This is a genomic window from Pontimicrobium sp. MEBiC06410 (genome assembly GCF_053601615.1).
Genome location: NZ_JBSHNT010000155.1, coordinates 201,110 through 224,298, shown reverse-complemented (window position 1 = coordinate 224,298; position 23,189 = coordinate 201,110). Strand labels below are relative to the sequence as shown.

Genomic DNA, 23,189 nt, shown 5'->3' with positions numbered 1-23,189 from the left:
GGCTGTTGCTACTGGTAATGGGTTTACCATTAATTCTAATGTCCCAATCACAGATACGCAGCCTGTTACTGTGTTATCTAAGCGTATGTATATTGTTTGATTTACTGGTGTTGTATTTGTGTAAGCTGGTCCTATTGCGTTGGTTGGCGGGGTTGCTTGTGCATCGGCCATTGTTGCGTAATAGGATACGACTACGTCGGCTTGTCCATTTATTGCGGAGGCATCTATGGTTGATAAATCGAACTCTGCTATTCCATTGGTTGCATCGCCATCATCGTCATTATCACATATCTCGTAGGCTGGTAATACTGGGATTAAGGGTTGAGTAAATATTGTAACGTCTTGACTTTCTGTTGCCACACATGGTCCGTTGGTTGTATATTCTACAGTATATGTCGTACCTGGAACTCCCATAGTTATTTCTCCTGATGCTGTATCTATAACTGCTCCATCTGTAGGTACTGGGTTAAAAGCAAATGTTCCTCCAGTAAGCCCTGTAACGGTAGCTGTTGCTCCATCACACCCTGGTGTCATAGTAAAACTAGCATCATCTCCTGGCAATACATTTAAGTCCTGCTGGCTAAAAGCTGGGCAAGATCCATTAGTATTGTACTGTATTGTATATGTTGCTCCTGATGTTCCATTAGTTACTTCTCCTGTATTAGGGTCTATTGTAGCTCCATCTCCTGGTACTGGATTGAAGGTAAAAGTTCCCCCTGTAGTCCCATTAATAACTACAGTTCCTCCATCGCATGTCTCTGTATCTACACTAAATGATGCATCATCATTAAGAAGTACAGTTACATCTGCTGTTGTCGTTTCTGGACATGGTCCTCCTGTTGTGTACTGTATTGTGTATGTTGTTAAAGATGTTCCTCCTGTTACTGTACCTGTTGTTGCGTCTATTACAGTTCCATCTGTTGGAGCTGGATTTAAGGTAAATGTTCCTCCTGTATTGCCAGTTATTGTAACAGTTCCCCCATCACAAGTTGCTGTTGTTGTAAAATCAGCATTTTCTAACGGGTGTACAGTTACGTTTTGGGTAGATGTTGCTGGGCAAACTCCTGTTGTTGTATATTCAACGGTATATGTCGTTCCAGATGTTCCTCCTGTTACTGTACCAGTTGTTGCATCTATTACTGCTCCATCTGTTGGTACTGGATTAAAAGCAAAATCACCTCCTGTAGTTCCTGTGATAGTAGCTGTACCTCCATCGCAAGTTGGTGTCATTGTAAATGTAGCGTCATCGGCATCTAAAACATTAATTGTTACTGTAGAAGTATCTGGACATGACGTATTATCAGTTGTGTACTGTATTGTATATGTTGCCCCCGGTGTTCCCCCTGTTACTGTACCAGTTGCTGGGTCTATTACTGCTCCATCTGTTGGCGCTGGGTTAAAAGAGAATGTGCCTCCTGGAACTACCACTGTATCTACCGTAGCTCCATCACAAGTAGCTACTGTTGTAAATGTTGCATTAGCATCAGAAAACGTGATAACTATATCTTCTGTAACTGTACAACCTTGATCTACAACTGTAACAGTATATGTTCCCGAATCTGGTGAAGATACTGTGTATGTTGGATTTGTTTCTCCTGCTATATTTGCTCCATTTAATGCCCACTGATATGTTGCTGTTCCAGATGCTATCGTTGCGTCTAACACAACATCAGGATCTCCAATACATAAGTTTTGATCTGGTCCTAAATCTACACTAATTGGTACAGAAACGGTAACATCGTCTGTAACAACAGTAACATCTCCATTACAATTATTGTATGTAACTCTTGCTGTGTAAGTCGTCGTTGTAGATGGACATACATTAAATGTTGGATCTGTAGATATTACTGCTCCAGTATCATCTAACCATTCAAAAGTTACAACACTATCTCCTGCTGGAGTAAATCGCCATGCTTCTTCCGTTGCTGTCCATGGAGAATCTGATACATTTCTACCTGGTGGTACAAAAGCATCATCTCCTGCATTATTTTGTATCCCAACAACAGCTCTACCTCCGTTAAATGTTGTACAAGACGGACTATTTCTTATATATATGTCTATTACATTAGTTGTTTCATACATAACAGCCATATGCGTCGCTTCTAATGTAGTACATGAAAATAGAGGTACTTCAAAATATGAAACTGCTAATACTCTATTTGGTGCTGTTCCAATAATTTCCCATCTAATCTCGTTAGTATTATTTACAGATGGATCAATATCATGACAAGGTGTAAATATATTAGCTTCTCCTAACGTTGGGTTAGCATTATTAGGTAAGTCATCGGTCTGTGCTAATGCATAACCGTTTCCTGTATCTGTTGGATCAACATCAAATCGAATAACTCCGTTAGATCCTACTTGAAACTGAGTTTCAGTATTTGTAAAAAAGCAAAAATCAAAAGGTAAGTTTTCAACTCCAGACCAATTATCGTCAATATTAGTATTGATTGAATTTGTTAAGCCATTGAAAGGAAATGGTGGCACAAATACAATTTGACTTGTGTTGTATGTATTCGTTTCTCCTATATCTAAAAAAGATGCAGTGATATCCACACATCCCGTATTACAATCTACTGTTAAATCTGGTCCGGCATCTACATTAGGATTTCCAGGACTGGAAGCTCCAATAATAGCTTGTAGATTTATATTATTTGTACTTTGGCATCCATTAGGGTTAGTATCTGTTATTGTTAATGTAACATCATAAATACCTGCTGCTGTATAAGTATGTGTTGTACTTTGTCCTGTCCCCATATTTCCATCTCCAAAATCCCATGAATATGTTGCTCCTGCTCCTGAGTTTGAAAATACTCCATTACCGTTAAACGTAATAGTTTCATTAACTGCTGCTTCAACATTTCCTGCTCCATTTTGGGCTGGTACTGTGCTATCTAAAACAGCAGTAATATCTTGACATGGTAAAAAACAAGTTATTGTTGCTGCCCAACCTGTGGTATTTGCTGTTCCGTCACTAATAAACTCTATAGTTAAGCATCCAGTAGCATTAGTTGTTGTCGCTTCTACTAAACCTGGGCTATTTGCAGCTCCTCCTCCAGAAAAAGTCCCTAATGATGGTGCTGCGGTACTATCTCCATCATAGATAGTCATTGTATCTAAATTAGCTTGTGTATTAAAAGCAGTAAAATTTAACTGAACAATATTATCTGTTGCATCTGGACATATTGTTAACACAAAACTTTCTCCATTTCCATAATTAGCAGACATACCTCCCGAATCATAGAATGTTCCCGAACATTGATTAAAAGATCCATTTTGCATTAAAATATCTTGAGAAAATGCAAAACTTGTAAATAATAAAAGTAATAATGTAATTTTCTTCATCTCTGTCTTTATTAATGTTGGGGCTTAATAATTAGTATGTAGTTGGTGTTATCTATTCTATAGGTTGTAGCTTCTTTTGAATAAAAATTTAGATTGAATTGTAATGGGTTAAAATTTAATCCTTGATAAAGTATATTTTTAGAGAAGCTCTTTTTATAGTATTTAAAGGTTGGTTGACGTGACATTAAAGGAAAATGTGACACCTCTTTGTTCTTTGCATCCACTATTTGAATTCTGTTACGTAGTAAATGTTTTAAGTCTTTTAATCGTTGTGGTTTACTAAGCACTAACGCTTCAAGACTTTCTCCATAAGCCTCTGTTAAAATACTCATTTCCATTGTTGTTAATGGAGCGTTTGTATTTTCATTAAACTTAACTTGAGTTAATGCTTTTTCTTTTTTGTTTTGCGCTTCAGAAGTAAACACATTTACTGCAAAAAGTAACAGTAAAATATACAGTAATTTTAATCTCATTTTGGTATGATTTTTAGCTTTTAAAAGTAGTAAAAAAAAATTAACTTTTTGTTAATATATTATTCCTGTAACTATACGACAATTCTAATTTAAAAACTCCTACCTCATAGCTATGATTTTTTTATTACTTATCTTTGTGCCCTTAATTCTTTTTTGAAGAAATGAAAATTGATAATACAAAAGAACACTACGACGATATTGGCGAAAATCACGTAGGTACATCTGCAGAAACGCCTATAAGAAAAGACGCTTTCAATCTCTCTAATAAAGAAAAAATTGAAAGTATAAAAATAGACGTAAAGCATATTATGGAAACGTTAGGATTAGACCTAACAGACGATAGTTTAAAAGGGACACCAAATAGAGTTGCAAAAATGTTTGTTAATGAAATTTTTGGTGGTTTAAATCCTGATGCAAAACCTAGCGCTTCTACTTTTGAGAATAAGTATAAGTACGGCGAAATGCTAGTTGAAAAAAACATTACTGTATATTCAACTTGTGAACATCACTTATTACCTATAGTAGGTAGAGCCCATATTGCTTACATTTCTAATGGTACAGTGGTAGGTTTATCTAAAATGAATCGTATTGTAGATTATTTCGCAAAACGTCCTCAAGTTCAAGAACGTTTAACCATACAAGTTGTTAAAGAGTTACAGGAGGTTTTAGGAACTGAGGACGTAGCCTGTGTTATAGATGCTAAACATTTATGTGTTAACTCTCGTGGTATTCGTGATATTGAAAGTAGCACGGTAACATCAGAGTTTGGCGGACAGTTTAAAAACAAAGAGACTAAAAGAGAATTCTTAGATTATATTAAATTAGATACAAAGTTTTAATCTAAAAAAACAGTATTACATGCAGCTTTTTCAAAATCAGCAAATAAAAATATATAATTCTTTAAGCGGGAATAAAGAAGTTTTCACACCTATTACTGAAGGTTACGTAGGCATGTATGTTTGTGGCCCTACTGTATATAGTAATGTACATTTAGGAAATGTAAGAACATTTATGTCTTTTGACATGGTTTTTCGTTATCTAAAACACTTAGGATACAAAGTACGTTATGTAAGAAATATAACTGACGCTGGGCATTTAGAAAGTGATGCAGATATTGGGGAAGATAAAATTTCTAAAAAAGCACGTTTAGAAGCAATTGAACCAATGGAAGTAGTACAACGCTATACTGTAGATTTCCATAATGTTTTAAAAACGTTTAATTTTTTACCACCTAGTATAGAACCTACAGCTACAGGGCATATTATAGAACAAATAGAATTAATAAAAACGATTATTGATAATGGTTTTGCATACGAGGTTAATGGCTCTGTGTATTTTGATGTCCACAAGTTCGATGAAACTAACGAATATGGTAAATTAAGTAAACGAAAACTTGAAGATTTAGTACACAACACTCGTGAATTAGATGGGCAAAGTGATAAGAAGAACCCTCAGGATTTTGCACTATGGAAAAAAGCCGAACCTCAACATATTATGCGTTGGCCTTCTCCATGGAGTGATGGCTTTCCTGGCTGGCATTTAGAGTGTACTGCTATGAGTACAAAATACCTTGGTGAACAGTTTGATATTCATGGTGGTGGAATGGATTTAAAATTCCCTCACCATGAGTGTGAGATTGCACAAAACGAAGCCGCTATAGGTAAATCGCCCGTTAATTATTGGATGCACGCCAACATGCTGAACTTAAATGGGCAACGTATGGCTAAATCTACAGGAAATACTGTAAATCCAGATGAGTTACTTTCTGGAAATAACAAATTCTTTAGTAAAGCTTACTCCCCTAGTGTTATTCGCTTTTTTGTGGCACAATCTTCTTACCGAAGTATTTTAGATTTAACAGATGATGGTTTATCTGCTAGTGAAAAAGGATTTAACCGTTTAATGGATGGTATTAATGATTTAGAAAATATAAAAGCTGAATCGACCTCTTCATTTAATGTTTCTGAATGGAAACAGAAATGTTACGATGCCATGAACGATGATTTTAATTCTCCAATACTTATCGCTCAATTATTTGAAGCAGTAAAATGGATTAATCAAATAAAGGATGGTAATGCTACACTTAACACAGAAGATTTAGCGCAATTAAAAGCAACATTACAAGCCTTTACTTTCGATGTATTAGGGTTAAAAAACACAGCAAAAGAAGGAGTTGGTGCAGACAAATTATCTGGTACAGTAGATTTACTTATTAAATTAAGACAAGAAGCTAGAATTAATAAAGATTTTGCACTTTCTGACAAAATTAGAGATGAGTTAGCAGAGATTGGTATACAGTTAAATGATGGAAAAGAAGGCACAACATTTACAACAAACTAATCATTAACTTATAACTTATAATTATATAATAGGCTTAAATTAAAAATATGATGAAACAGATTTTAATTAAGCCTTTTTTATTTATAATAAAGCTTTACCAAACCTTTATTTCTCCATTTACTCCTGCAACATGTAGGTATCAACCAACTTGTTCACATTATACTAAGGAAGCCTTATTGAGGCATGGGCTAATAAAAGGAGGCGGTCTTGCTCTTAAACGTATATTTAGCTGTCACCCATGGGGCGGCAAAGGCTATGACCCTGTACCAGAAAAAGAAGATCATTAAAACTACTTTACCAGTGGCAATGCTCATTCAATTTTAAAGGACTCAAAAACATAACTTTGGTTAAAAAGCTATTAAATAGAAGTTAGAATACTATCCAAAATCATATATTTACATTATAAAAAACAAATTTATGTACTTACTACAATTCGATTGGAATCCTATTACAGGAATTGATATCGTTGGAAATTTCAAAATCCATTTTTACAGCTTAATGTGGGTTATTGCCTTTATTTTGGGATGGAATATAATGAAACGTATTTTTATAAGAGATAAAATAAGCCTAGAGAACCTAGACCCTCTTTTTATTTATACCGTTTTAGCAACAATGTTAGGGGCTCGTTTAGGGCATGTTATTTTCTATCAGTCTGAATTGTTTTCTCAAGATTTTTTTAGCGTATTCTTACCTTTCAGGTTTAAGCCAGAATTTGAATTTACAGGTTTTTCTGGTTTAGCAAGTCATGGTGCGGCTATAGGAATTATTGTTGCAATGTACTTATACCGCAAAAAATATAAATACAAATCTTTAATGTGGATTTTAGATCGTGTTGTTATCCCTGTTGCTTCTGGAGCTGTATTTATAAGGATTGGAAACTTTATTAATTCTGAAATTGTAGGAAAGATTACAGATTCGTCATTAGCTGTTCGCTTTGTTCAAGAGCACTACAGTAAAAGAGAAATCACTAAACTTACTGGTATTAGCGATTATAAAAAAGCTTATCAAGCTGTAACAGATAATCCAAAATTTCAAACCTTACTAGAAGCAGTTCCTTTTAGACACCCAGCTCAATTATATGAATCATTTTGTTATATTTTTGTATTCTTAATTTTATTATTCTTTTATTTAAAAACAGATAAGGATAAACAAACGGGGTTTTTATTTGGTCTATTTTTAGTTTTACTCTGGACAGTTCGCTTTTTTGTAGAATTTGTTAAAGAAGCACAAGTTGAAGGGAGAGAAGATTGGATTATGGGGATGAATACAGGACAAATATTAAGTATTCCTTTTATTTTAATTGGGCTTTATTTTATGTTTATATATAAACCAAAAACGCCAGTTGTATAAAGTCATTAAAATGCATTCAAACTTTTTTAAATTAAACTGATGAAAAAAATAAACTATATAGGCATACTCCTACTCTGCATTACAATATTATTTTGTGCTTGCAAAGAGGAAAAAAAAGTAATTAAGCCAGTAGAAGTTACTTTTACTAAAGAGGGCGAGCTAACATTATTTAAAGGCACTAACGATAGTATAATAACTAAGTTAGATATAGAAATTGCAAACACAGACTCAGAGATCCAAACAGGGTTAATGTATAGAGAATCTATGAAACCAAATCAAGGAATGCTTTTTGTCTTTCCTGGTTTAAGAGAACGTTCTTTTTATATGAGAAATACCCGGATTCCTTTAGATTTAATCTTTATAGATAACAATAAAACTATTGTTAGTTTTCAGGAAAATGCAGTACCGTTTAATGAAAACTCTCTTCCTTCTAATGCTCCAGCCCAATTTGTTCTTGAAGTTAATGCTGGTTTTGCAGAAAAATGGTTATTAGAAGTAGGTGATAAAATGGATTACTTTGAAATAAGGTAGCCCTGCACAATAAATTAAACAAAAAAAGAGTATTCAATGCTCTTTTTTCCATCATAGCAATAACAGATTGCTTTTTAGGCTTTTTCCGAAAATAAAAAAATGTATTTTTATAAATAAATTAATCCTCACTATTTTATGAGTAATATACAATTTGGATATATACTACTCTCAATTATTATTTGGGTTATAGGTTATTTTCATAATGGAAAGTTTGTAAGGCCAAAATGGAAAATTGCTGGTAAATTCATTTTTTATGTAGCAGTATCCACTTTATTAACTTATTGGTTAAACCACTATAGTCTGTTATTTATTATTGGCCACCCATTAATTGGACTTATTTTCCATATAAAAGTTTGTAAAAAACATAATATTAATTGGCAGACATGCGAGCCTAAAGAAAAGTATATTAAACTACAAGAAAAATGGACTAAAGGTGATTTTTCTTAAACAAAAAACAAGTTTTAAATATTACCTATCTATTATTTACAGGTTTAGTTTTATAAGACTCCTAAAAAACAGAGATATATTATACTTTAGATTACTAAATAAATCTAACTAACATGTAGTGAACGTATAATAATTTCTTTTTAGTACTTTCGAAGTAATTAATTAATCTTAACATCATATGAAAACAAAACTACTTTTACTTTTATCATTGTGCTATGGTATAAGTTCAGCTCAAACACCTATTGCAACTTTTAATAGTGCACCAATGTCTAACTTTACAATTGTTAATTCTAGCCCTGCTATAGATCAGTCCCCAACTGGTGCAAATGTTACTTGGTCTTTTAATAACTTAACAGCAGCAGGTACAAATATTGATACATATGCAGCACCTACTGCAGCTCAAATTACTACTTACCCAGGAACTACCGAAGTACAATCTACAACTACACAGGGTAGTACACCAACTGTAAGTAACGTATTTATTAAAGAGGATATGGCAGGGACTTCGTTAACTGGTGCTACACAAGGTGACTTTACTTTAAACTATTCAACAACCAATGCATTTATTGGCTTATTCCCTTTAAATTTTGGTTATAATAATACAGGAGCACCAGTAGCTGGAACATTTGAATACCAAGGTACTAATGGTACTTTTACTGGTACTTTAACAATTACTGTTGAGGCCTATGGAACATTAAATTTAAATGACACAGGTACTGGCTCATATAATGGTAATGTTACAAGATTAAGACTAGATCAATCACTCTCGTTTAGTGTACCTCCTATTTTTAATAATGTTGGAACATTAACACAAACCTCTTATTATTATTACGACAATACTACTAATGATTTAATATTTAGGTATAATAATGCTACTATAGTTTCCGCATTCCTTGGAGTAAACGAAACCATAGAAGTTTTGGAACGTAATGCATTAAATACACTATCAACACCAATTACTGAACGTAAAATATTTCAATTGTATCCAAATCCAGTTGAAGATTATATTACAATTCTAACAAATACTACAGAGGTTGTAAAACAGATAAATATTGTAAATACTACTGGGCAAGTCGTTTTAAAAACAAACAAAGATATAACCTCTCTTTCTGTTACAGATTTACCTGCTGGACTTTATTTTATAAGTATAGAGACGAAATCTGGTAAGACTACAACTAAGAAATTTATAAAAAAATAATTTCGCTTATTCAGTAAATTAAAAGAGGCTGTCTTAAAAGTAAAACTTTCGTCAAACCGAACTTGATTCGGTTTCTCATAACAATTTAAAAATTAGTTTAATGAGATTCTGAAATAAATTCAGAATGACGTTTTGAATACTTTTAAGACAGCCTCTTTTTAATTAATTATCCAATTTTAAAACATTGAAACAATGCTATCGCAACTTCTGTTTATATGCCTTATTATTTTAGTAAGCAGAATCATGCACATTTGCAATTGCTCTCCCAGAAGGTTCATTCATGTTTTTAAACGCTTCGTCCCACTCTAATGCTATTTTAGTACTACAAGCTACACTTGGTTCTTGTGGTACACTATAGGCTGCTGTATCACTAGGAAAATGTTCTTCAAAAATAGAGCGATAATAGAACTCCTCTTTGTTTTGTGGTGTTTGTATTGGAAATCTGCATTTAGCATTTCCCATCTGCTCATCTGTTACTTCTTTCTCTACCAGATCTTTAAGTGTATCAATCCAACTGTAACCTACCCCATCGCTAAACTGTTCTTTTTGTCTCCATGCTACACTTTCTGGTAACATATCTTCAAAAGCTTTTCGTATTACCCATTTTTCCATACGCTCCCCATTAATCATTTTATCCTGTGGGTTTATACTCATTGCTACATCTATAAATTCTTTATCTAAAAAAGGTACACGCCCTTCTATTCCCCATGCGGCTAAACTTTTGTTTGCTCGTAAACAATCGTACATGTGTAATTTATCTAATTTTCGCACAGTCTCGTCATGAAATTCTTTTGCATCTGGTGCTTTATGAAAATACAAATAACCTCCAAAAATCTCATCGGCTCCTTCTCCAGACAACACCATTTTAATACCCATAGATTTAATAACACGCGCCATTAAATACATGGGGGTAGATGAACGAATGGTTGTAATATCATATGTTTCTATGTTATAAATCACATCTTTTATTGCATCTAGCCCTTCTTGAATTGTAAATTTAATTTCGTGATGAACCGTACCAATATAATCTGCTACTTTTTGTGCTGCTGCTAAATCTGGAGAGCCTTCTAAACCTACAGAAAAAGAATGTAATTGCGGGTACCATGCCTCTGTTGCTCCATCACTTTCCACACGCTTTTGCGCATATTTTTTTGCAATAGCAGAGGTTACAGAAGAATCTAAACCTCCCGATAACAACACTCCATAAGGTACATCGCTCATTAATTGTCTTTTCACTGCGGCCTCAAGTGCCTCCTTTACTTTTGCTATGCTTGTTTCATTATCTTTTACAGCGTTGTACTCTGTCCAATCTCTTTTCCACCATTTTACAAATTGGCCATCTCTGCTAGACATATAATGACCTGGAGGAAATAATTCAATTTTAGTACATATTCCCTCTAAAGCCTTTAATTCGGAAGCAACATAAAATGTTCCGTTTTGATCCCAACCTATATATAAAGGAATAATACCCATGTGGTCTCTTGCTATAAAATACTCATCCTTTTCCGCATCATAAATAGCAAAGCCAAAAATACCATTCATTTCATCAACAAAATCAACGCCTTTTTCTTGGTATAATGCTAGAATAACTTCGCAGTCACTTTCAGTTTGAAACTTGTATTTACCTTCAAATTGTTTACGTAATGCTCTATGGTTATAGATTTCACCATTAGCAGCTAAAATTAATTTGTTGTCTGGGCTAAATAATGGTTGTTTACCAGATGCAGGGTCTACAATTGCTAAACGTTCGTGAGCCAAAATAGCTTTATCATTACTATATATTCCTGACCAATCTGGGCCACGGTGGCGTATTTTTTTAGACATCTCTAAAATTTGAGGTCTTAAATCTTCAGATTTTTCTTTAAGATCGAAAGCACATACTATTCCACACATAATTTATATATTTTATTTCTTTTATTGTTATTTATTAAGCAAATATCATTTTAAAGTTTCATTTTAAAAATATAAAACACAATAATGGTTACATTTTAAAACATAATATTAAATATTTGAAATAATACGAAACTAAAAAGTATAAAAAATAGTATAGTAACTTTGTAAACTGAAAGTTGACAACAGATATCTATAATCTGAAAAAGAAAAACAAATGAAATTTATAAAATTAATAACGCTTTTAATAAGCCTTAGTTCTTTTGCGCAAACTTGGCAACATGCTCCTAATATTGTTTCTAATACTAACGGTACGCGTTTTGACGATGTTTTCTTTTTAAACAATAATTTAGGATGGGCTGCAAACGGTTCTTCTGCTGCTGTTTATAAAACTACTGATGGCGGTTTAACATGGACAGAACAACTAAATAATACCATATTAGGCAGCAATCATTACTTTAGAAATATTGAGTTTTTAAATGAAAACATAGGTTTTTTAGGGACTTTAAATGGTAGGTTTTACAAAACTACAGATGGAGGTGATAATTGGAGCGAAGTTATTATAACACCAAATCCACCTGCAATTTGCGGTTTAGATACTGTTGGAACTTCAACTATTTATGGTTGTGGTGCTTTTTTTGAACCTGCACATATTATAAAATCTACAGATAGTGGTAACACTTGGAGTTATATAGACATGTCTGCTTATGCCACTGCGTTAGTAGAAATTAAGTTTTTAGACGAATTAAATGGTTTTGCAGCTGGTAGGAATGCTACAGGTGCAGTTGTTTTAAAAACGACAGATGGAGGTAGCACTTGGTCTACAATTTATAACGCGACTATTCCTGGTGAATACATTTGGAAGCTTCAAGTTTTAGAAAGTAATACAGATGTTATGTTTGGAGCCTTATTTGCTTCAGACCCAAACCCTGGTAAGTTAATTACATCTACCAATGGAGGAAACACATGGTCTACTTTTGATGCTCCAGAGTCAGGAATTGAAGCTGTTGGTTTTATTTCTGAAACTAAAGGTTGGATGGGAGGCCATACCACAGGTTTTTTTGAAACCGTAGATGGAGGGGCTACTTGGACCGATTTAGGTGTTGGAGGTAATTTAAATCGTATTTTTATTATTAACAATTCGTTGGCATATGCTGCTGGTACAACAGTTTATAAGTACACTACAGAAGTGCTTAGTAATAACAATTCTGACATTGAATATAAGGCAGATTTAAATATACAACTCACTAAAAATCCTGTAACTAATCAATTAGAGTTTACAGTAAATTTTAAAGCAGATGATAATCTTCTTATTAGTTTACATGATGTTAATGGAAAATTTATAAAACAGTTAAGCCGAGATTTAATTAGAAATACCAAAACAAAAACTTACACATTTCCTGTAGAAGACTTGTCTAGTGGTACTTACATTTTAGATTTCCATAACAACACAGGGAAAACATCTAAAAAATTTGTTAAGCTTTAGTTAATTTCTGTAATATACTGTAAATAGCTGATTACTATTCCGACCTTTATATTTAATCAAACTATAACACGATATTATTATGAAAAAATCAAGTTTTTTTACAGCAATTACTTTTGTTTTTATGACCTTATTAAGTTTTAGCGTAAATGCTCAAAACTTTAGTGGGTTAGATAAAAGCCCAATGGATGTAGCTTCTTTTCCTACAAGTTATAAAGAGTCTAACAAATTAGTTAAGGTTACTTATAGTAGACCTCAACTAAAAGGAAGAGCTTTAAGTAAGCTAGCTCCTAATGGTAAAGTATGGAGAACTGGAGCTAATGAAGCCGCTGAGATTACATTATACACAGATATGAAATTAGGAGGAACAACAGTTAAGGCTGGAACTTACTCTTTATTTACAATTCCTGGAGATAAAGAATGGACTATTATTTTAAGTACAGATATTAATGTATGGGGAAGTTATTTCTACAATGAAGCAAATGATGTTGCTAGAATTAATGTACCAGCAACTACAGGAAAAGAATCTTTAGAAGCATTTTCTATGGCTTTCGAAAAATCTAAAAATGGTCTAGACTTACACATGGGGTGGGGAACTTTAAGAGTTACTGTGCCATTCACAAAGTAATCCTTATACCAAAAAAAGCCTGTATTTTAGTAAAACACAGGCTTTTTTATTTTTAAGTCTATTATTCTATGGTATGTTTAAATACTTATGTGTTTGTAGTGAGACTTTCCATTTTGGGTTAGCCATAACATACTCTACTATTTCTGGAATCATTTTATCACGCTTCCCCCATTCTGGTTGCATATATAAAATACAATCTTTACTTACCTTTGCAGCTTGCTCTTCTGCAAAACGAAAATCGTCTTTATTATAAATAATAGTTTTTAACTCGTTTGCTTTTTCGTAAACACCTTGTGTTGGTAATTTTACTTTTTTTGGAGATAAACAAATCCAATCCCAAGTACCAGATAACTCGTAAGCTCCAGAGGTTTCAATATGCACTTGCATACCTTTAGCTTTTAATTGTGTTGTTAATTCTGTCATATCCCACATTAGTGGTTCTCCTCCAGTTACAACAATAGTATCACTATACTTTGCAGCATTAGCTACAATTTTTTCTGTTTCTGTTGGTGGATGTAATGCCGCGATCCAGCTTTCTTTAACATCACACCAATGGCATCCTACATCGCAACCTCCTATTCTAACAAAATAAGCTGCTGTTCCTTTATGAAACCCTTCTCCTTGAATAGTATAAAACTCTTCCATTAAGGGTAACATTTTTCCTTTCTTTACTAAATCTTGTATTTCCTGCGTCATAAGCCTGCAAATATAGCTATAAAGTTTGAAGTGAATGAATTATAACCCTCAATTTTTAGTCCGTGAAAAGTCCGTTAAATAGTAATACATTCTCTTAAAGATTATTATTTTTACGGCAAATACTAAAACATTATGAGTAAACGCGACGCATTCTTTAAGCACATCACCGAAGGTAATACTACTAAAGGAGACTTTATTACTTTGGGTTCTGCAATACTTGATGAAGAAACAATAACGGATGCTTTTGTAAAAATTCCATTAAAGACAATGAATCGTCATGGTTTAATTGCAGGAGCAACTGGTACCGGAAAAACAAAAACATTACAAGTATTAGCCGAAAATTTAAGCGATAAGGGAATTCCTGTTTTACTTATGGATATTAAAGGTGATTTAAGTGGTTTAGCACAACCAAGTCCTGGGCATCCAAAAATAGACGAACGTCACGCTAAAATAGGTTTAGATTTTGAAGCTAAAGGGTTTCCTGTAGAAATCTTGTCTTTATCTGAACAAGATGGTGTTAGACTTCGTGCTACAGTTAGCGAATTTGGTCCTGTATTACTTTCTAGAATTTTAGATTTAACAGAAACACAATCTGGTATTGTTGCTGTTGTTTTTAAATATTGTGATGATAACAAATTACCGCTTTTAGATTTAAAAGATTTCAAAAAAATATTACAGTATGCTACTAAAGAAGGTAAAGCTGAATTTGAACAAGAATACGGAAGAGTTTCATCGGCCTCAACCGGAGCTATTTTGCGTAAAATAGTAGAAATAGAGCAGCAAGGTGGCGATTTATTTTTTGGAGAAAAGAGTTTTGATGTAGAAGATTTAGTACGCACTACCAGAGATAGCCGTGGTTATATAAATATTATTAGACTTACAGATATTCAAGATAAACCCAAGTTATTTTCAACATTTATGTTGAGTCTATTAGCCGAAATCTATGAAACTTTCCCAGAGCAAGGAGATTCTGGAAAACCTGAATTAGTAATGTTTATAGACGAAGCGCATTTAATATTTAATGAAGCCTCTAAAGCATTATTAAACCAAATTGAAAGTATTGTAAAACTGATTAGAAGTAAAGGTATAGGCTTATATTTTGTAACACAGAATCCAACAGATGTTCCTGAAGCCATTTTAAGTCAATTAGGTTTAAAAATTCAACATGCTTTACGCGCTTTTACAGCAAAAGATAGAAAAGCCATTAAGTTAACAGCACAGAATTATCCAGACACAGACTATTATGATACTGCAGAAGTATTAACCTCTTTAGGTATAGGAGAAGCATTAGTTTCTGCATTAGATGAAAAAGGAAGACCAACTCCACTTGCCGCAACTATGTTACGTGCTCCAATGAGTAGAATGGATGTATTAACAGATAGTGAGCTTCAGGATTTATTCCATGATTCTAAATTGGTCATGAAATATAATGAAACTATAGACAGAAAAAGTGCTTACGAAATATTAAACGAAAAAATTAAAAAAGCAGAAGCTTTAAAGGCAAAAGAAGATGCTAGATTAGCCAAAGAAAAGGAAGCCGCTAAAGCAAAAAAAGAAAGTAAACGAGCGACTACTAGACGAAGAAGCACAGCCCAAAACCCTATTGTAAAAGTATTAACTAGTGCTACTTTTATAAGAGCCGTTTTCGGAATTCTAAAAAAAGTAATTAAATAACTATTTTATACACCCCAACTAAAACTAGATATAACAATAACTATTTTATATAAACTAAATGAAGAAATTATTTTTCACCTTAATCGCAACAGCAACAATAGCTACGTCTTGCCAGAAAACAGAAGTTAATCCTTTTTTAATCTCTAAACAAAATATAGGATTGCTAACAGATTCTACTAAAGTAAGCGCATTAGAAATTGTATATGCTAATGATTCTGTTGTTAAAAAAATTGCAGGAGATGAATTTACTGGTCGTGTTAATGGTATAGAAATCTATGAAAAAGGAGGAAAAAAACTGTTAGAGTTGTCACCAAGTGAAGCTTTAGATTCTACGGCAACAATTAGTACTGTAAGAATATTCGATTCGCGTTTTAAAACAGATAAAGGGATTAATTTAAACAGTACTTTTGGAGATCTAAAAGCAAATTACACTATTTCTAGTATACAAAATACCTTAAGAAATATTGTTGTTTTTATTAATGAAAACAACACATACTATACTATAGATAAAAAAGAGTTACCAGCCGAATTACGTTTTGATGTTTCTAAAAAAATTGAAGCTATACAAATTCCTGATACAGCAAAAATTAAGTTCTTTATGCTAGATTGGTAATTTTTAATAAAAAAAGTTATACGAATTAAACAATACTATCATGTCTAAAAAATATACTATACAGAGTGCGCCTTTTGTTGTACCAACAACAGATGGAAAACTCATTGAGGAACATTTTGGAAATGCTACCGATGGTAATTCGCAAATAAGCATTGCACACATGGTAGCTCCTGCTGGATGGAGCGAACCATTTCAAACTCCAGAGTTTGATGAGTATACTTATATTATAAAAGGCAAAAAGCAATTTATTATTGAAGATGAACAACTGGTATTAGAGGCTGGACAATCTATTAAAATAATGAGCGGGACCCGTGTACAATACTCAAATCCATTTACAGAGGCTTGCGAATATATTGCTATTTGTACTCCCGCATTTTCTATGGATTTGGTAAATAGAGAAAACTAAATGGGGAACACTATTATAAAACTTATTGGTTCATCATTTAATGTATTAAGCTATGTAATGCCTAAATACACTTCTATTAAGGCTTTAAATTTATTTGCCACCCCTAGAAAAGGACGTATAAAACCAGAACAACGTCCCTTTTTAAATACAGCAGAACAATTAAACTTACAATATGAAGGGACTACTATTGCTACTTACCATTGGCAAGGTAACGGCCCTACTATTTTATTAGTGCATGGCTGGGAAAGTAATACACAACGTTGGGAAAAATTAATAAAACAGCTTCAACAATTAAATTATAATATTGTGTCTTTAGATGCTCCTGCTCATGGTGCTTCTAGTGGAAAACAGTTTAATGCTGTTTTATATTCAGAATGTATAAATGTAGTTGTTAACCATTTTAACCCTGAGATTATTATAGGTCATTCTGTTGGAGGAATGGCTACAGGTTTTTTTCAGTATAATTACCAAAATAAACATGTAAAAAAACTGGTTCTTTTAGGTGCTCCTGCAAAATTTGTAGATGTTTTTAAACGTTATGTAGATATGATGTCTTTTAATAAACGTATCGAAAATGGTTTAAACAACCTCATCGTTAAACGCTTTAAGAAAGAGCCTTCTCATTTTTCTTTAGCCAATTTTGCTAAAACTATAACTACAAAAACCTTGGTAGTACACGATACCGAAGATAAAATTATTCCGTATAACGATGCTGAACTTATTGTAGAACATCATACCAATGCAGAATTTGTTACTACTACTGGTTATGGGCATGGTTTACGTAATGAAGTCGTTTACAAACATATTCTTGACTTCATAAACAGTTAAAAGCGTAACTTTGCAGTATGGAAGAAAAATTAACTAGACTTAATAAATACCTAAGCGAAGCTGGTTATTGCTCGCGTCGTGAAGCCGATAGACTTATTGATGCTGGGCGTGTAACTATTAATGGCTCTATACCAGAAATGGGAACCAAAGTAAAAGAGAGTGATATTGTTGAAGTTGATGGTAAGTCTATTACCGAACGAAAGTCTGATTTTGTTTATCTCGCCTTTAATAAACCTGTTGGTATTGTTTGTACTACAGACACGCGTGTTGAAAAGGATAATATTATAGATTTTATAAATTACCCTAAGCGCATCTTTCCTATTGGACGATTAGATAAACCAAGTGAAGGTTTAATTTTTTTAACTGATGATGGAGACATTGTAAATAAGATTTTAAGAGCTAGTAACAACCACGAAAAAGAATATGTAGTTACTGTAGACAAGCCTATTTCGCAAACGTTTATAAAACGAATGGCTGGCGGTATTTATTTGTCAGATTTAGATAAAACGACTAAACCTTGTACAGTAGAAAAAATAGACTCTTTAACCTTTAAAATTATTTTAACACAAGGATTAAATCGACAAATTCGTAGAATGTGCGAATATTTAACTTATGAGGTAACCTCTTTAAAACGTACACGTATTATGAATATCCCTCTAGATGTACCCATTGGTGAATACAGAGCGTTTACAGCAGAAGAACTAAAAACGCTTAAAGGACTTTTAAAAGACTCCGACAAAACATTTAACTCAAAGCCTTCTATCAAGAACATACAGTCTGTAAATAGGCGCAAACGATAATGCGTAACGTTTTTAGAAACATATCTAATACTAAACGCATATATACTATTATTTTTTTAGTATTAGTAGTTACTATTACTTTCGAGACCGCACAACAACTGTTTTATATAAAACGTTTTAATTTAGGTAATGACGCTACTTTTTTTGGCTTACTAAAAACACAAACTTATCGTTGGGTAATTTGGCTAGGTTTGTCTGCTATTTTAGTATGGTTTGTAAAGCGTAGTGCTACTAAACACACCCTTACTTTAACTCGTTTTATTAACTTTAGCTTGGTTATACTCGGTTTGGTTTTAATTAATGTAATAAGTATCGCGTTTATCCAAATGTTACTTACCCAAACCAAGATTAGTTTATCTCCTTTTATAACAGAATATGTTACCTTTTTTGCTTTTCAAAAAGGTCCAATGTATACTTTGGGCTACATTGCTATTTCTATAATTTTACATTTCTATTTTGTTAACGAACAGCTACAGATAGAAATACAAACGGTAGCAGATTTAAAACAAGAAAACAAAACGCTTTACCAACAATTAAGTACTAAAATTGATGATAAAGCTTCTATTTTAAATATTAAAATTGGAAACAAACGAAAAATTATTCCTGTAAAAGATATTTGTTGGATTGAAGCCGATGATTATTGTGTAAAAGTACACACAACTTCTGCACAAACTTATACTATGCGAAGTTCTTTAAAAGCTTTAGAACAAAAATTAGGCGATAACTTTTTACGCGTACACCGCAAAGCTATTGTAAACATGGTATTTGCTAAAGAAATTAATTTATCGCAATCTCCTGTTTTAATTTTAGATAACAACGTAGAAGTTGCAATTTCTAAGAGTAAATTAAAGTTGGTTAGGGATTTTGTTGGTTAAGGTTTTAACCTAAATTCTTTTCAAAACACCTACTATCTTTTACATCTGTATATTGACCATAATTAGGGATTAAGGTATATCCGTTTTTTTTATACAGCCCGATGGCTTCTACTTGCCTTACTCCTGTTTCTAAAATACATGTATTATAAGACAGCTCTCTAGTCCATGCCTCTAATTCTAAAAGTAGTATCGACGCGATGCCTTTACCTCTACTTTCTGGAGACGTATACATACGTTTAATTTCTACTGTATGGGTATTAAATTCTTTTATTGCGCCACAACCTAACGGTATGTCTTTATTGTAAGCAACTACCACGTGTTTTATACTATCTAATTTATTAAACTGATCGTAAAATGCATGATCGTCTCCATCTGTTACAGCCAAATAGGCATCTAACTGTTTTACTAATGCAATAAAATCTTTGTTTTCAGAATTGGTTCTTATAAGTTTCATTGTTTTACACCTTATAATCTTTATTTATTTTCAATTGAAACCTAAATGTAATTAAAAAATAATTTTCTTTTTATTTATTCTATTTTCGTATAAGACCTAATAGCAAATAATTTAATCGCATTTGTTAAACAATAATGGTTTTCTAATATATGCTGCCAATATAGTAGCTATTGGTATTAACATAGCAAGCTCGGCAGGTTTGCCTTTATACATATGTACCAACACTATAAAAACCATATATAATACTAACATTAGGGCGCCATAAAGCATTGTTTTATTATATAAAAATAGAATAACTCCTACTAGTATAAAAATGCCTGCAATTAGTATTGCTGCACTGTTTTCTACAATTTTACCCGTTTGGCTTGGTTCTAGTAATTTATTTAAAGCATTTGGGATGTAAAATAATAATATAATTAATGATGGTAACCATATTAATATACCTTTAAGTGTTTTTTCTGTTTTCACTGTTACGTTATTTTAGATTTATTTTCAAATCTATTATATGTTCAGTTACTTACATCTTTAAAACAAGCATGTGTTTATAATTAATTATTAAGCGTTGGTTTTTGAGGAGTAAACGATTTTATTAGCTTTTATTTAGAGTTAATTATAACTTCTAAGGTGAATTATTTCCTCAACCAACCTAGAATTCGATTATTCTTAATTAACCACTTTCCTTCTTCCTTAATTAAATCATATTTTTCTCTTGTTTTACCATAAGTTCCAGAGTTCTGTTGTATAATTTCTATTTCGCTTTCTGTTACAGCAGATATTATAGAAACATGCCCATATTTATTTAAAACTGTCCCCGAATAAACTACTAAATCATTTACCTTAGGAATAGACATACTTGGGTTTGTAAACTGATTTAAATTACGCTGTTTATTTAATCTCCCATCTTTTAAACTAGTAATAAAGAAGTCTTTAGCATGTCCATAACTATTGGGCATTTTATGATTTAATTCTTTATAATAATATCGTTTTACGAATTCAACACATTGGTACTTTAATCCTAGATTATAACCATCTTTAGTATACTCTCGTCCCTCAACGTTTTCAACAGCTCCATTAAAATAAACTTCTACACCATTAAAAGAGTCTATTTTTTGCCCCACTTTATAAATGGGGTTTAAATTAATCTTTTTTGATATAATAAGAACACTTATAATGACTATAAGTATACCTAGTATGAATAAAATTCTTTTTTTCAATTTATTATAAATAACTTTTGTTTCTGTATGTGTATTACAAGTTATTAGCGTTTATCTCCTCTTTATTATTTAAAAAAGTAATAAGCTCGGACACCTTGTTAACCACCTTAACTATAATACCTTTATTATTTACTACTATATGCGTTGGGTATATTTGTAAATTAAGCTTCTTTTCTATAAAATCGTTCTGCTCGGCTACTACATTATAATAAAAGGGTTTTTCTTTTAAAAATACATCTAGTTTAGGCTTAGTATCTATAGCAAAGCTTGTAAATACAATATCGTCTTTTTCTTTATATGCTTCTACTAATCTATTAAGTTCAGGAAATTCAGCCACACAAGGTTTACAGGCTATAAACCACGTTTTTAATATTGCTGTTTTACCTTTTATTGTTTTATTCGAGTGCTGTTTTCCTTTTATGTCTGTAACATTAAACTCAGGAAAAGTTGTTCCTTCCATTTTATAATGTTTTAAAGCTGTTACAGAAACACTTTTAATTGTAGATGCAATTGCTTGGTTAACGTCTTCGCCTAGCTTATAAAGTTTATACTTTACAGTTTTAGTATCTGGTTTTAATTGTATTGTTATATAATTCCCAGTAGTTAAAGCTTCTAGAAACTCATTTTTAGATATGACTTCAAAATCTTCGTTAATAGCAATAAAGTCTAACGATAAATTAATTTTATTGTAATGATAGCTCCACCATGTCATATAATCATTTACCAAATCGTTATAATTTACAAAAGGGGCTCCAATATCTATGTTTTCAGTTTTATTATTTGTTGTAGGTATTTTTTCTTTACAAGAAGAAAAGGTAATAAATAAGAGTAATATTAAATAAAAATGATTTTTCATTGGCTAACAGCTTTATTCTATAAATGTAGAGGTTATTTTATATTCTACAAACATAGAAAGCAATATTGTTTTAATTTATAATATAATTAAATACTCGTAATCTATCATAAAGTATACTGTCAACCTATACCAATTTCAGGTTCTCACCATGAAGCATTTATATTTTTAAGAGATTATGTGATGTTGAAACAAGTTAAGCATGATGCCATAAGTAGCATTATGATACAAAACGGATAATTAGAAAATATAATTATAGAGAATATTCTCCTGTAACAATTTGTTACCATTAAACATTAGCTTTTTATTAACGCTTTTTACTGCAAATAGCATGCTTTTTACTGCATTTTATGTAATACACAACTTTCTTTTGCTTTGATTTGAAGTATAAACAAAAAACGACTATTATGAAAAACACATTACTACTTTTATGTTTAATATTAATTACTTCGGTCTCTGCACAAACAGAAAACGAGCCTTCTAAAGCTTTTCCTTATGGACAGCCTCATCCTGATGCTCCTGAGCAAATTAAGGATTATGAGCCTTTAATGGGAGAATGCAACTGTAAATCGACTTCTAGAAAACAAGATGGTACATGGAATGCCCCAGTAGACATGGTTTGGAGGTGGAAATATATTATGAATGGTAAAGCTGTACAAGATGAAACATTAAAAGCCGATGGTGCAAATTCTGGAAGCATTAGACAGTTTATTGCAGATAGTAGCAAGTGGTACGTACATTATTATGCTTCTAAAAAGCCATCGACAACGTTATCGACATGGACTGGTAACAAAAAGGATGGTAAAATAGTATTATATAAAGAACATAAAGCTCCTAATGGAACAGAGGGGTATTATAGATTATCTTTTTACGATATAAGCAAAAAAGGGTATAAATGGGTAGGTGAATGGGTTGACAAAGCAGAAACTATAACTTACCCTACTTGGAAAATAGAATGTACTAGATCTAAAAAAATATAAAATGTCAATTGGAAGTATTATTGCTATAATAGCAGGCACTCTAACAGCTTTGGTTGTGGCTGCATATTATACCATTAAAAAGAAAAAGAAGTAAGAATTAAATAGTATTTT

25 protein-coding genes are annotated in these 23,189 nt (G+C 32.3%); 17 read left to right on the top strand and 8 right to left on the bottom strand.

All coding sequences use genetic code 11. From position 1 onward, the window contains the following. Together ACVC08_RS12125 and ACVC08_RS12120 are read right to left on the bottom strand one after the other, a co-directional pair. A partial coding sequence (locus ACVC08_RS12125) for a PKD domain-containing protein (RefSeq protein WP_452602206.1) occupies positions 1-3,345 on the bottom strand: 3,345 nt, incomplete at its 3' end. Positions 3,346-3,356: 11 nt separating this feature from the next. Continuing rightward, on the bottom strand, positions 3,357-3,818 hold the full coding sequence (locus tag ACVC08_RS12120; RefSeq protein ID WP_452602205.1) for a hypothetical protein: 462 nt from the start codon (positions 3,816-3,818) through the stop codon (positions 3,357-3,359). 161 nt (positions 3,819-3,979) lie between these two features. On the opposite strand from ACVC08_RS12120, the gene folE reads away from it, so the two are divergent. The 7 genes from folE to ACVC08_RS12085 all read left to right on the top strand — a co-directional run bounded on the left by folE (position 3,980) and on the right by ACVC08_RS12085 (position 9,684). After that, positions 3,980-4,657, top strand: coding sequence for a GTP cyclohydrolase I FolE (folE, locus tag ACVC08_RS12115; RefSeq protein ID WP_452602204.1), 678 nt, complete (start codon positions 3,980-3,982; stop codon positions 4,655-4,657). A gap of 19 nt (positions 4,658-4,676) precedes the next feature. After that, complete coding sequence (gene cysS, locus ACVC08_RS12110; RefSeq protein WP_452602203.1) at positions 4,677-6,158, top strand: cysteine--tRNA ligase; 1,482 nt, start codon at positions 4,677-4,679, stop codon at positions 6,156-6,158. A gap of 50 nt (positions 6,159-6,208) precedes the next feature. Continuing rightward, on the top strand, positions 6,209-6,445 hold the full coding sequence (yidD, locus tag ACVC08_RS12105) for a membrane protein insertion efficiency factor YidD (RefSeq protein WP_452602208.1): 237 nt from the start codon (positions 6,209-6,211) through the stop codon (positions 6,443-6,445). A gap of 130 nt (positions 6,446-6,575) precedes the next feature. Further along, positions 6,576-7,508, top strand: a complete 933-nt coding sequence (gene lgt / locus ACVC08_RS12100) for a prolipoprotein diacylglyceryl transferase (RefSeq protein ID WP_452597210.1) — start codon at positions 6,576-6,578, stop codon at positions 7,506-7,508. A gap of 39 nt (positions 7,509-7,547) precedes the next feature. After that, a complete protein-coding gene (locus tag ACVC08_RS12095; RefSeq protein WP_452602202.1) occupies positions 7,548-8,039 on the top strand; it encodes a DUF192 domain-containing protein in 492 nt (163 codons plus the stop codon). Between the two features lie 135 nt (positions 8,040-8,174). Next, positions 8,175-8,486 (top strand): hypothetical protein, encoded by a 312-nt coding sequence (locus ACVC08_RS12090; protein ID WP_452602201.1) that lies wholly within the window; start codon positions 8,175-8,177, stop codon positions 8,484-8,486. A 178-nt stretch (positions 8,487-8,664) separates the two neighbouring features. Continuing rightward, positions 8,665-9,684, top strand: coding sequence for a T9SS type A sorting domain-containing protein (locus tag ACVC08_RS12085; protein WP_452602200.1), 1,020 nt, complete (start codon positions 8,665-8,667; stop codon positions 9,682-9,684). A gap of 228 nt (positions 9,685-9,912) precedes the next feature. Here the strand turns inward: ACVC08_RS12085 and asnB are convergent, their stop codons facing one another. Beyond that, complete coding sequence (asnB, locus tag ACVC08_RS12080; RefSeq protein WP_452602199.1) at positions 9,913-11,577, bottom strand: asparagine synthase B; 1,665 nt, start codon at positions 11,575-11,577, stop codon at positions 9,913-9,915. Between the two features lie 214 nt (positions 11,578-11,791). Between asnB and ACVC08_RS12075 the strand changes: the two genes are divergently transcribed. Both ACVC08_RS12075 and ACVC08_RS12070 read left to right on the top strand, forming a co-directional pair. Beyond that, entirely contained in the window at positions 11,792-13,060 is a 1,269-nt protein-coding gene (locus tag ACVC08_RS12075) for a YCF48-related protein (protein ID WP_452602198.1), read from the top strand. A 79-nt stretch (positions 13,061-13,139) separates the two neighbouring features. Then, entirely contained in the window at positions 13,140-13,685 is a 546-nt protein-coding gene (locus ACVC08_RS12070; RefSeq protein ID WP_452602197.1) for a DUF2911 domain-containing protein, read from the top strand. Positions 13,686-13,751: 66 nt separating this feature from the next. Here ACVC08_RS12070 and ACVC08_RS12065 read toward each other — a convergent pair whose 3' ends face one another. Beyond that, positions 13,752-14,381 carry a 7-carboxy-7-deazaguanine synthase QueE gene (locus tag ACVC08_RS12065; RefSeq protein WP_452597201.1) on the bottom strand — a complete coding sequence of 210 codons (630 nt, stop codon included), beginning with the start codon at positions 14,379-14,381 and terminating at the stop codon, positions 13,752-13,754. Between the two features lie 132 nt (positions 14,382-14,513). Between ACVC08_RS12065 and ACVC08_RS12060 the strand changes: the two genes are divergently transcribed. The 6 genes from ACVC08_RS12060 to ACVC08_RS12035 are packed head-to-tail and all read left to right on the top strand — an operon-like array spanning position 14,514 to position 19,577. Then, positions 14,514-16,055, top strand: a complete 1,542-nt coding sequence (locus ACVC08_RS12060) for a helicase HerA-like domain-containing protein (protein ID WP_452602196.1) — start codon at positions 14,514-14,516, stop codon at positions 16,053-16,055. A 58-nt stretch (positions 16,056-16,113) separates the two neighbouring features. Then, on the top strand, positions 16,114-16,668 hold the full coding sequence (locus ACVC08_RS12055) for a hypothetical protein (RefSeq protein WP_452602195.1): 555 nt from the start codon (positions 16,114-16,116) through the stop codon (positions 16,666-16,668). A 40-nt stretch (positions 16,669-16,708) separates the two neighbouring features. After that, positions 16,709-17,074, top strand: coding sequence for a cupin domain-containing protein (locus tag ACVC08_RS12050; protein ID WP_452602194.1), 366 nt, complete (start codon positions 16,709-16,711; stop codon positions 17,072-17,074). Next, positions 17,075-17,902, top strand: coding sequence for an alpha/beta fold hydrolase (locus tag ACVC08_RS12045; protein ID WP_452602193.1), 828 nt, complete (start codon positions 17,075-17,077; stop codon positions 17,900-17,902). 17 nt (positions 17,903-17,919) lie between these two features. Then, positions 17,920-18,702 carry a 23S rRNA pseudouridine(2604) synthase RluF gene (rluF, locus tag ACVC08_RS12040; protein ID WP_452602192.1) on the top strand — a complete coding sequence of 261 codons (783 nt, stop codon included), beginning with the start codon at positions 17,920-17,922 and terminating at the stop codon, positions 18,700-18,702. Then, positions 18,702-19,577, top strand: coding sequence for a LytR/AlgR family response regulator transcription factor (locus ACVC08_RS12035; protein ID WP_452602191.1), 876 nt, complete (start codon positions 18,702-18,704; stop codon positions 19,575-19,577). Before rluF ends, ACVC08_RS12035 begins: the two co-directional genes overlap by 1 nt. Positions 19,578-19,581: 4 nt before the next feature. Here ACVC08_RS12035 and ACVC08_RS12030 read toward each other — a convergent pair whose 3' ends face one another. From ACVC08_RS12030 to ACVC08_RS12015, 4 genes are all read right to left on the bottom strand, one after another. After that, the gene (locus ACVC08_RS12030) at positions 19,582-20,031 is read right to left on the bottom strand and encodes a GNAT family N-acetyltransferase (protein WP_452602190.1); all 450 of its coding nucleotides are present in this window, start codon (positions 20,029-20,031) and stop codon (positions 19,582-19,584) included. Positions 20,032-20,142: 111 nt separating this feature from the next. Next, positions 20,143-20,499, bottom strand: a complete 357-nt coding sequence (locus ACVC08_RS12025; protein WP_452602189.1) for a hypothetical protein — start codon at positions 20,497-20,499, stop codon at positions 20,143-20,145. 161 nt (positions 20,500-20,660) lie between these two features. After that, positions 20,661-21,149: a CHAP domain-containing protein gene (locus ACVC08_RS12020; protein WP_452602188.1), complete on the bottom strand. Its 489-nt coding sequence runs from the start codon at positions 21,147-21,149 to the stop codon at positions 20,661-20,663. Positions 21,150-21,279: 130 nt separating this feature from the next. Next, entirely contained in the window at positions 21,280-22,101 is an 822-nt protein-coding gene (locus ACVC08_RS12015; RefSeq protein WP_452602187.1) for a TlpA family protein disulfide reductase, read from the bottom strand. Between the two features lie 404 nt (positions 22,102-22,505). Here ACVC08_RS12015 and ACVC08_RS12010 point away from each other — a divergent pair, with 404 nt between their 5' ends. Both ACVC08_RS12010 and ACVC08_RS12005 read left to right on the top strand, forming a co-directional pair. Beyond that, positions 22,506-23,078 (top strand): hypothetical protein, encoded by a 573-nt coding sequence (locus ACVC08_RS12010; RefSeq protein ID WP_452596961.1) that lies wholly within the window; start codon positions 22,506-22,508, stop codon positions 23,076-23,078. A 1-nt stretch (position 23,079) separates the two neighbouring features. Next, on the top strand, positions 23,080-23,172 hold the full coding sequence (locus ACVC08_RS12005) for an LPXTG cell wall anchor domain-containing protein (RefSeq protein WP_452602186.1): 93 nt from the start codon (positions 23,080-23,082) through the stop codon (positions 23,170-23,172). Positions 23,173-23,189: the final 17 nt, after the last annotated feature.